This window comes from Nocardiopsis protaetiae (assembly GCF_045446735.1).
Classification (GTDB): Bacteria; Actinomycetota; Actinomycetes; order Streptosporangiales; family Streptosporangiaceae; genus Nocardiopsis; species Nocardiopsis protaetiae.
Window position 1 is genome coordinate 22331 of sequence record NZ_JBJJBV010000045.1, and the last position, 9156, is coordinate 31486.

A 9156-nucleotide genomic window follows, 5' to 3' on the forward strand; every position below is an offset into this window, starting at 1 on the left:
GGGAGAACCTACTTCTTTCCGTTTCCGGCGGCCTCGGATCGGGCCTTGATCGCCTTCCAGGCGGACTCGGCGGCCTGCTGCTCCGCCTCCTTCTTGCTGCGGCCCTCGCCCAGGCCGTAGCTCTCCCCCGCGACGCGGACCGTGGCCCGGAACGTCTTCTGGTGGTCGGGGCCGGACTCGTCCACGTGGTACTCGGGCACGCCCAGCATCTCGGCGGCCGTCAGCTCCTGGAGCGAGGTCTTCCAGTCCAGGCCCGCGCCCAGCCCGGAGGCGGTCGCGATCAGCGGGTCGAACAGCCGGTGCACGAACTCCGAGGCGGTGTCCAGGCCGCGGTCCAGGTAGACCGCGCCGATGATGGCCTCCAGGGTGTCGGCCAGGATCGACGACTTGTCGCGCCCGCCGGTGCCCTCCTCGCCGCGGCCCAGCCGGATGTAGGCGCCGATGCCCAGGCCGCGGGCCACGTCGGCCAGCGCCCGCATGTTGACGACGGCGGCGCGCAGCTTGGCCAGCTGGCCCTCGGGCAGGTCGGGGTGCTTGCGGAACAGCGTGTCGGTGACCACCAGGCCGAGCACGGAGTCGCCCAGGAACTCCAGGCGCTCGTTGGTGGGCAGCCCGCCCTTCTCGTAGGCGTAGGAGCGGTGGGTCAGCGCGCGGACCAGGATCTTGGGGTCGACCTCGACCCCGATGGCCTGGTGGAACGCCTTGGCCTCGGCGGAGGAGAGCTGGGTGGCCACTCGTTTCACTTCCCTGTTCGGGCACGCCGGTGCGGCGCGCGTGCGCGGTCGCGGGCGCACGGCCCGACCAGGGTGCTCGAAAACGAGGTGAACGTCGCGGGAGCCCGGCGCCGGACACGGCACCCGCTCCCCCGGCGGCCACCACGAACTCGGGAACTCCGATGCGGTCCGCGGGCCGGCCGTCGCGTGGACGGTAGACGGGGCGGGGACGGCCCGGGGCCGCCCCTCGATGACACTCTACAAATCCCGGCCCGTCCGCGCCTCCCCCGCCGCCCGCGGACAGCGGTCGGGGCGGGTCCGTGATACGGACCCGCCCCGTGGGCAGGAGCCGGGTTCGGAGACCCGGAGACCTGTCATACGCCTTAGGCCGGGTTGACGACCTGGCGGTTGTTGTAGGTGCCGCAGGTCGGGCAGGCGACGTGGGGCTGCTTGGGGTCACGGCAGCGCGGGCAGTTGACCAGCACCGGGCGCGACGCCTTCCACTGGGAACGGCGGGTCCGGGTGTTGCTCCGCGACATCTTCCGCTTCGGGACGGCCACTTCAATCCTCCTGGGTCACCCCCGCGCGGATCGCGGGAGGTCTTATCTGGTCAACCCCGCGCGCGGCGGGGCGTGCTCCGTAGAACGGGGCGCCCGGCACGGGGCCGGGATCATCCCCGTGGTGCACGGGGAAGGGCTGTTGTCACTCGCCGGGCTGCTCCGCGAGGTTGCGGAGCGCCTCCCAGCGGGGGTCGACCCGGTCGCCGTGACCGTGGTCGGGACCGGCGTCGGCGAGTCGGGCACCGCACTCCGAGCACAGGCCCGGGCAATCCGGGTCGCACAGCGGCGAGAGCGGGAGGGCGAGGACGACGGCGTCTCGGACCACGGGTTCGAGGTCGAGCAGGTCGCCCTCTAGATAGTAGTCCTCATCGTCGTCGTCCGCTTCCAGGTCCTCCTGATGGGAGGCGTCCTCGTCGGCGGGGTACCGGAACATCTCCTGGAAGCCCGCCTCGAAGTCCTCCGAGAGGGGGTCCAGGCAGCGGGAGCACTCGGCCGTGATCTGTCCGCGCGCGCTCCCGGTGACGAGGACGCCCTCCATCACCGCCTCCAGGCGCAGGTCGAGCTCCAGCTCGCGGCCCTGGGGCACGGCGGCCATCGCGTTCTCGAACGCCTCGGGGACGGTCACGATGCGCTGGACCGTCCGCATCGACCCCGGCTGGCGGCCCAGCGCCTGGGTGTCGACCACGAACGGGTCACGGGGATTGAGACGAGACAGGGTCATCGGACTTTCACGAGGTTTCCGGGAGCCGGGCGGCCCCACCGGGACCGGCCCGCGCGCACGCCGAAGACGGCGACGCACATGGTCGAACCTGGATTCTACCCATCACGTCCCCGAGCACCCAAATCAGCCCCGGAAAGGCCCGCGGTGTCAGCCGTTCGCGGTGTACTTCTCGCGCAGGCGGTCCTGGACGTAGGGCGTGACCAGGTTGGAGACGTCGCCGTGGTACTGGGCGATCTCGCGGACCAGGCTGGAGGACAGGAACGAGTACTGCGGGTTCGCCGTCATGAACACCGTCTCCACCCCGGACAGGCGGTAGTTCATCTGGGCGATCTGGAGCTCGTAGTCGAAGTCGCTGACCGAGCGGAGGCTGCGCACGATGGTGTCGATGCCGTTGGCGCGGCAGTAGTCGACGAGGAGGCCGTCGAACTCGGCGACCTGCACGTTGGCCAGGTCCTCGGTGCCCACGCGGAGCATGTCGAGCTTCTCGGGGACCGTGAACAGGCCCTTCTTGTTCACGTTGTTGAGCACAGCGGCGACGACCTCGTCGTACTGCTTGGCCGCCCGGCCGATGATGTCGATGTGACCGTAGGTCACCGGATCGAAGGAACCCGGGCAGACGGCACGGCGCACGGTGGATCGCCCCTTTCGGTCATGGCGTTCGGGTACCGAGATCGTAGGGGTCGCCCCGTACACCTATTCGGGCAACCTCCGCTTAGTGGACACTTTCCCCCCATCGGCCCCACCGCGGGAGGAGGCGCGCCGGGGCGTCCGGGGGGCGCGGCGTCTTGGCTACGGTGGTGCCATGAGCCGCATCATCGCCGGAACGGCCGGGGGGCGCCGGATCTCCGTCCCCGACGGCCGCACCACCCGCCCCACGAGCGACCGGGCCCGCGAGGCCCTGTTCGCCTCCGCCCAGTCCGACCTCGGCCCGCTGTCGGGGCTGCGGGTGATGGACCTGTACGCGGGTTCGGGGGCCATCGGCCTGGAGGCCCTGTCCCGGGGCGCCGCCCACGCGCTGCTGGTGGAGGCCGACCGCAGGGCCGCCCAGGTGGTGCGGGACAACATCGACGCGCTGGGCCTGCCCGGCGCCCGGCTGTCGGCCGACCGGGTGGAGCGGGTGCTCGCCCAGGACAACGCGGGCGAGCCCTACGACCTGGTGGTGGCGGACCCGCCGTACGCGGTCACCGACGAGGAGATCGCCGCGGTGCTCGCCGACCTGGTCTCCCGCAAGTGGCTGGCCGACGGCGCGCTGGTGGTGGTGGAGCGCTCCAAGCGCACCCCCGAGCCCGCCTGGCCCGCCGGCCTCACCCGCGACCGCAAGCGCGGCTACGGCGAGGCCGTCCTCTGGTACGCCCACTACACGGCCTGAAAACCGGAGCAGCGAGGCGCCGGCGGGGTTCTGGAGGCCCCGGAGAAGCGGTCTTCGAGGAGAGGTCTGTGGCCGAAGGCCATCCGTTGAGGGTGGCGGTGGGCGACGGGCGGGCGAGGACTGCGCCGGAGGGGCCGCTGTGCCTCCTGAAACCCATTCCCGCCTTCTGGTGGCGCCGAGCCAGGTAGCAAGGCCGCGGCCGTCAGGCCGTCCGTTGAGGGTGGTGGTGGGCGACGGGTGGGCCGAAGCGAAGCGGAGGCCCAAAGCAAGCACAGCTCAGGCCTTGTCGAGGTATTCGGCGCGCTCCTCCGGGAGCAGTTCCTCCAGGGCGCGGACCAGCGGCGGGTGGGCGGTCAGCTCCGGGTCCTCCTCCAGGTAGGAGGCGGCGCGCTCGCGGGCCTCCTCGATGACCTTCTCGTCCTTGAGCAGGGTGAGCAGGCGCAGGCTGGAGCGGCCCGACTGGGCGTCGCCCAGCACGTCGCCCTCGCGGCGCATCCGCAGGTCCTCCTGGGAGAGCACGAACCCGTCGGTGGTCGAGGCGACCACGTCGAGCCGCTCCCGGGCGGGCGAGCCCTCCTCGGATTCGGTGACCAGCAGGCACAGACCCGGCAGGTTGCCGCGGCCGACGCGGCCGCGCAGCTGGTGCAGCTGGGAGACCCCGAACCGGTCGGCGTCCATGATGACCATCACAGTGGCGTTGGGCACGTCGACGCCGACCTCGATGACGGTGGTGGACACCACCACGTCGGTGGTGCCGGCCGAGAAGCGGCCCATCACCGCGTCCTTGTCGTCGGGGGCCATCCGCCCGTGCAGCGCCTCCACCTTGAGGTCCGACAGCGGGCCCTGCGCCAGCTGGGCGGCGACCTCCAGCACCGCCAGCGGGGCGCGTTCGCCCTCCTCCCCCGCGCCCTGGGCGTCCTCGGGGGACTCGCCGTCGCCGATGCGCGGGCACACCACGAAGGCCTGGTGGCCCTTGCCCGCCTCCTCGCGGATCCGCTCCCAGGCCCGGGCGAGGTAGTGCGGTTTGTCCTTGGCCGGGACCACGTGGGTGGACACCGGGGCGCGCCCGGCGGGCAGCTGGGTGAGGGCGACCACGTCGAGGTCGCCGTAGACGGTCATGGCGACGGTGCGCGGGATGGGCGTGGCGGTCATCACCAGCACGTGCGGGCGGCCGTCGGCGGCCTTGGCCCGCAGGGCGTCGCGCTGCTCCACGCCGAACCGGTGCTGCTCGTCGACCACCACCAGGCCCAGGTCGGCGAAGGACACGTGCTCCTGGAGCAGGGCGTGGGTGCCGACCACGATCCCGGCGGCCCCGGAGGCGGCGTCCAGCAGGGCCGAGCGCCGGGCGGCGGCGCCCATGGAGCCGGTGAGCAGGGCGATCCGGGTGGCCTGCTCGGCGCCGTCGATCTGCCCGGCCCGGCCCAGGGCGCCGAGCATGGCGCCGATGGAGCGGTGGTGCTGCTGGGCCAGCACCTCGGTGGGGGCGAGCATGACGGCCTGGCCGCCGGAGTCCACCACGCGGAGCATGGCCCGCAGCGCCACCAGGGTCTTGCCCGCGCCCACGTCGCCCTGGAGCAGGCAGTGCATGGGGTGGGCGGAGTCGAGCCGGTCGGCGAGCAGGCCGCCGACCTCGCGCTGGCCGTCTGTGAGGGTGAACGGCAGCTGCGCGTCGAACGCGTCCAGGAGGCCGTCGTCGGCGCCGGGCCGGGGCACCGCGGGCAGGCTCTCGGCGTCGCGGCGCCGGCGGGCCAGCGCCAGTTGCAGGACGAACGCCTCGTCCCACTTCAGACGGCGGCGGGCGGACCCGATGTCCTGGTCGCTCTGCGGCCGGTGGATCTTCCGCAGGGCGTCGGCGACAGCGATCCGGCCGCCGAGCACGGCGGGCGGCAGCGGGTCGGGCAGGTCGTCCGCGACGTTCAGGGCGACCTCGACGGCGCGCCCGATGGTGGCCGAGTCCATGCCCTTGACCGCCGGGTAGACGGGGATGAGCTCGTCGGCGTAGGCGCGGGCCCGGTCCACCTCGGATCCGTCCTCGTCCAGGAGCTCGTACTGCGGGTGGTCGAGCTGGCGGCGCCCCTTGAACGTGCTGACCCGCCCGGAGAACATGGCCAGCCGCCCGGGGACGAGCCGCCCCTGGTGGTAGGCGCCCTGGTTGAAGAAGGTGAGGTGCAGCCGCCCGGGGCCGTCGGTGACGACGACCTCCAGCAGGTCCATCCGCCGCCGCCCCTGCCGGGGCGGGACGGTGCGCCGCTTGGCGTCCAGGACGCGGGCCTGCACGGTGGCCTGCTCGCCCTCGCGCAGCAGGGCCAGGTCGGTGAGGTCGCCGCGTCGGTCGTAGCGGCGCGGGTAGTAGCGCAGGAGGTCGCCGAGGGTGTGGAGGCCGAGTTTCTCCTCCAGGGCCTTGGCCGTCTTGCCGCGCAGCGGGCCCCGGCCCAGCGGTTCGTCCCAGGTGCTCATGGTCTTCCTCTTCAGGATCGCCGGTCACAGGCAACGCTAGTGCCCCACTGCGACGCTCGGCCGCGACTCCGGGAAGCGGGGCGGCGGGCGGACCGGCGGCGGGACGGCGGGCGGGTCGGCATTCTCCCGGGACGGGGCCGAAGGCACGGATGTCCGCCGCCGTCTCCGGCGGGGCTATACTCGTGGGAGTTCATCGTGTTTCCGCCATGCCCGCGTGGCGGCTGTCGATGGTCCTTCCGGCGGCATCGCGTTCCGTCGGCGCACGCGGGGCGTTTTACCTCCCCTCGTGTACTCTTCCACGGTTGGCGTTCGCGCCGGCCTGTCCGCCCGGCCTCTTTCGGCCGGTTGAACCTTCGCGTGCGGCGACGTGCGCGATCCCGAACACTTGAATGGAGTTACCGTGGCTTCCGTCTGCGACGTCTGCGGCAAGGGACCAGGGTTCGGTAACAGTGTTTCCCACTCGCACCGTCGCACCCGCCGCCGCTGGAACCCCAACATCCAGACCGTCCGCACCCGTGTCGGTGGCACGCCCAAGCGCGTGAACGCCTGCACCTCGTGCATCAAGGCCGGCAAGGTGACCCGCTAGGGAGCACCGCCCCTGACAGGTCTTCGAGGCCCTCCGACTCCGGTCGGGGGGCCTTCGCCGTGTCCGGGACCGGCACCGGTGCCGGGAACGGCACCGCCCGGCGGGGGCCGGGCCGCTCACAGCCGGCAGATGTGCCCGTTGAGGGAGCAGCGGATCGGGCTCTGCGCCGTGCCCAGGGCCTGGAAGGTGAGCGAGGCGCTCTCCCCGGGTTCGAGCTTGTCGGCGCCGCCGGGCTGGCGGGCCAGGATGCCGTCGTCGATGGCCTCCCAGTCGGCGCCCTCGACATGGGTGACCTCGGCGTCCTTGAACGCCAGGGCCAGCTCCCAGGCGTCGAGCGTGACGCGGGAGGTGTTGGTGACGGTGACGTGTCCGCTGAAGCCCGACGCGCTCGACTCCACGATGCGGTAGGAGACGGTGGTGGGCTCGGTGCCCGCCTGGGTCTGCGGCGCGGGCGACCCGGCCCCGGCCTCGGGTTCGGGGGTGACGTCGCCGCTGGGGTCCGCCCCGTCCTGGGTGTTCGGGTTCTGCGTGGTGCCCCCGGGGGCGCCGCCGAACTGGAGGTAGATCTGGGTGGTGCTGTAGCCGAACAGGAGCAGGCCCAGGATCACACCGGAGACGACCAGGACGTTGAGCAGGCGCGGGGGCTCCACACGCTTGGGAACGGTGCTCTCGATGAGGCCGCCCAGCCGCCGCAGCGCCCCGGTGTCAGCGGGCTCGCTGCGGTGCGCACCGCGACGGGTGCCCTGCCGCTGGCCGTGCCGCCCCATGGACCGCCTCTCCCCGGGATCGGATACCGATCGTCCTGCCCGGTGGCCGCCGCTCGTGAGAACGGGACCGGGCGATTCTCGGCCGCAAGCCTAGCGTGCGAGCCAAAACAGACAAATCCAAACGCGCTCATTCTCCGGGGAAATGATCCCAGCCGGTGTGTTCGGGGACCACCCCCGCAACGGTGACCTGCCGTTCCTCCCCCTCGGCCGGGAGAACGACGCCGATGCGGTGCCAGTGACCGGGCAGGTCGGCCCCGGCCGGGAAGGTCGCGGCCAGGGCGTGGTCCTCTCCCCCGGAGACCATGAACGCCAGGGCCCGCCCGGGCTCCCCGCCCAGGACGCGCACGGCCTCGGTCAGCGCGGGCTCGGGGCGCAGCAGGTCCGGGTCCAGGTCGATGCGCACCCCCGAGGCCCGGCACACGTGGCCCAGGTCCTGGGCGAGGCCGTCGCTGACGTCGAGCATGGCGGTGGCGCCCAGCCGGGCGGCCTCGGGGCCGGCCGCGTAGGGCGGGGAGGGCCTGCGGTGCTCGTCCAGGCAGGCGGCGGGCCCGTCGGTCCCGGCGGTGAGCAGGGCCAGCCCGGCGGCGGACAGGCCCAGGTGCCCGGTGTAGGCGACGACGTCGCCGGGGCGGGCGCCGTCGCGGCGGACCGGGGCCCGGCCCTGGAGGTCGCCCAGCGCGGTGATCGCGATGGTGAGGGTGTCGGAGCCGACGGTGTCGCCGCCCACCACCGCGCCGCCCGCGACCGCGCACTCGTCGCGCACACCCAGCGTGAACTCCTCGGCCCACTCCAGGGGCAGGTCGGCGGGGGCGGCGAAACCGATGAGCAGTCCGGTGGGGCGGGCGCCCATGGCGACGACGTCGGCGAAGTTCTGCGCCACCGCCCGGTGGCCGACGTCACGGGCCGTGGACCAGTCGCGCCGGAAGTGGCGCCCCTCGACCAGCAGGTCCGTGGTGGCCACGGTCCTGCCGTCGGGCGCCGCGACCACGGCCGCATCGTCGCCCGGACCGAGGATTACATCGTCCGTCCTGGGGAATTGGCTCGTCACGCGTCTGATCAGAGCGAACTCACCCAGGCCCCCAATGGTGTTCTGCACAGGGAACAGGGTACGGTGACGCTCCGGCGCGGTGGTCTAGACCCACGTTCGTCACACGTTCGTCATCGGCCTCACCGTCGGGTGCTCCCGTACCCGGCATGCACGAAGGAGTACACATGGTGCAGGCATACATCCTGATCCAGACCGAGGTCGGCCGCGCCGCCGAGGTCGCCGACCGCATCCGGGGCATCGAGGGGGTCGTGGAGGCCCATGACGTGACCGGCCCCTACGATGTGATCGTCCAGGCCAAGGCCGACGACGTGGATGCGCTGGGGTCGCTGGTGGTGGCCCGGATCCAGCGTCTGGAGGGGATCGCCCGGACACTCACCTGTCCGATCGTCAACATCTGACCCGATCCTTTCCGGAGCACGTGGTGCGCGTACCCCTGCGGCAGATCCCGAAGCTCCTCCCGGCGCTCGCCCTCCTGGGCGCCGTCGCGGGGTGCGGGGCGCCGACGGTGCGCATGGAGCCGCCGCTGCCCGACGCCGCGGCCGAGGAGATGTGCGCGGCTCTGGTCGCCGACCTCCCGGACACCCTGATGGACGCCGAGCGCATCGACGTCCGGCCCGCCTCCGACCTGACCGCCGCCTGGGGCGACCCGGCGATCGGCCTGCGCTGCGGGGTGGAGCGGCCGGTGGCGCTGGCCCCGGACTCCCTGCTCGAAGAGGTCAACGGGGTGCCGTGGCTGTCCGAGCCGGCCGACGCCCCCACGGTCTTCACGGCGGTCGGCCACGAGGCCTACGTCGAGCTGCTGATCCCGACCTCCTACGGTCCCCCGGCCGCGGCGCTCACGACCGTGAGCGACCTGGTCGCCGAACACCTGTCGCCGCTGCCCGACGGGAAGCTCTAGCACTCCCGGCGGGGGCGCGCGGAACACGAAGGGGCGG

At 72.9% G+C, this 9156-nt stretch carries 11 protein-coding genes; 4 read left to right on the forward strand and 7 right to left on the reverse strand.

Annotated elements, in window-relative coordinates; translation table 11 throughout:
• Positions 1 to 8: 8 nt before the first annotated feature.
• The 4 genes from rnc to coaD form a co-directional block, all read right to left on the reverse strand.
• Positions 9 to 734, reverse strand: a complete 726-nt coding sequence (rnc, locus tag ACJOT3_RS09915) for a ribonuclease III (protein ID WP_406971151.1) — start codon at positions 732 to 734, stop codon at positions 9 to 11.
• Positions 735 to 1096: 362 nt separating this feature from the next.
• Positions 1097 to 1273: a 50S ribosomal protein L32 gene (gene rpmF, locus ACJOT3_RS09920; protein ID WP_073379826.1), complete on the reverse strand. Its 177-nt coding sequence runs from the start codon at positions 1271 to 1273 to the stop codon at positions 1097 to 1099.
• A 142-nt stretch (positions 1274 to 1415) separates the two neighbouring features.
• Positions 1416 to 1994 carry a YceD family protein gene (locus ACJOT3_RS09925; protein WP_406971153.1) on the reverse strand — a complete coding sequence of 193 codons (579 nt, stop codon included), beginning with the start codon at positions 1992 to 1994 and terminating at the stop codon, positions 1416 to 1418.
• A gap of 147 nt (positions 1995 to 2141) precedes the next feature.
• Positions 2142 to 2624, reverse strand: coding sequence for a pantetheine-phosphate adenylyltransferase (gene coaD, locus ACJOT3_RS09930; RefSeq protein ID WP_406971155.1), 483 nt, complete (start codon positions 2622 to 2624; stop codon positions 2142 to 2144).
• 172 nt (positions 2625 to 2796) lie between these two features.
• Here coaD and rsmD point away from each other — a divergent pair, with 172 nt between their 5' ends.
• A complete protein-coding gene (rsmD, locus tag ACJOT3_RS09935; RefSeq protein ID WP_406971157.1) occupies positions 2797 to 3363 on the forward strand; it encodes a 16S rRNA (guanine(966)-N(2))-methyltransferase RsmD in 567 nt (188 codons plus the stop codon).
• Between the two features lie 276 nt (positions 3364 to 3639).
• Here rsmD and recG read toward each other — a convergent pair whose 3' ends face one another.
• Complete coding sequence (gene recG / locus ACJOT3_RS09940) at positions 3640 to 5820, reverse strand: ATP-dependent DNA helicase RecG (RefSeq protein ID WP_406971159.1); 2181 nt, start codon at positions 5818 to 5820, stop codon at positions 3640 to 3642.
• A gap of 400 nt (positions 5821 to 6220) precedes the next feature.
• Here recG and rpmB point away from each other — a divergent pair, with 400 nt between their 5' ends.
• Positions 6221 to 6406, forward strand: a complete 186-nt coding sequence (gene rpmB / locus ACJOT3_RS09945; RefSeq protein WP_013151263.1) for a 50S ribosomal protein L28 — start codon at positions 6221 to 6223, stop codon at positions 6404 to 6406.
• A gap of 116 nt (positions 6407 to 6522) precedes the next feature.
• Here the strand turns inward: rpmB and ACJOT3_RS09950 are convergent, their stop codons facing one another.
• Both ACJOT3_RS09950 and ACJOT3_RS09955 read right to left on the reverse strand, forming a co-directional pair.
• Positions 6523 to 7173, reverse strand: coding sequence for a cellulose binding domain-containing protein (locus tag ACJOT3_RS09950; protein ID WP_406971162.1), 651 nt, complete (start codon positions 7171 to 7173; stop codon positions 6523 to 6525).
• 127 nt (positions 7174 to 7300) lie between these two features.
• Complete coding sequence (locus ACJOT3_RS09955) at positions 7301 to 8269, reverse strand: thiamine-phosphate kinase (RefSeq protein WP_406971164.1); 969 nt, start codon at positions 8267 to 8269, stop codon at positions 7301 to 7303.
• Between the two features lie 116 nt (positions 8270 to 8385).
• Here ACJOT3_RS09955 and ACJOT3_RS09960 point away from each other — a divergent pair, with 116 nt between their 5' ends.
• Positions 8386 to 8619, forward strand: coding sequence for an Lrp/AsnC family transcriptional regulator (locus tag ACJOT3_RS09960; protein ID WP_406971166.1), 234 nt, complete (start codon positions 8386 to 8388; stop codon positions 8617 to 8619).
• Between the two features lie 113 nt (positions 8620 to 8732).
• Positions 8733 to 9119 carry a DUF3515 domain-containing protein gene (locus tag ACJOT3_RS09965; RefSeq protein ID WP_406971168.1) on the forward strand — a complete coding sequence of 129 codons (387 nt, stop codon included), beginning with the start codon at positions 8733 to 8735 and terminating at the stop codon, positions 9117 to 9119.
• Positions 9120 to 9156 lie beyond the last annotated feature (37 nt).

Bases quoted from the DNA above. Each gene is read 5' to 3' on its own strand.
- ACJOT3_RS09925 (WP_406971153.1), bottom strand. From the start codon at position 1,994: ATGACCCTGTCTCGTCTCAATCCCCGTGACCCGTTCGTGGTCGACACC.
- rsmD (WP_406971157.1), top strand. From the start codon at position 2,797: ATGAGCCGCATCATCGCCGGAACGGCCGGGGGGCGCCGGATCTCCGTC.
- recG (WP_406971159.1), bottom strand. From the start codon at position 5,820: ATGAGCACCTGGGACGAACCGCTGGGCCGGGGCCCGCTGCGCGGCAAG.
- ACJOT3_RS09950 (WP_406971162.1), bottom strand. From the start codon at position 7,173: ATGGGGCGGCACGGCCAGCGGCAGGGCACCCGTCGCGGTGCGCACCGC.
- ACJOT3_RS09960 (WP_406971166.1), top strand. From the start codon at position 8,386: ATGGTGCAGGCATACATCCTGATCCAGACCGAGGTCGGCCGCGCCGCC.
- ACJOT3_RS09965 (WP_406971168.1), top strand. From the start codon at position 8,733: ATGGAGCCGCCGCTGCCCGACGCCGCGGCCGAGGAGATGTGCGCGGCT.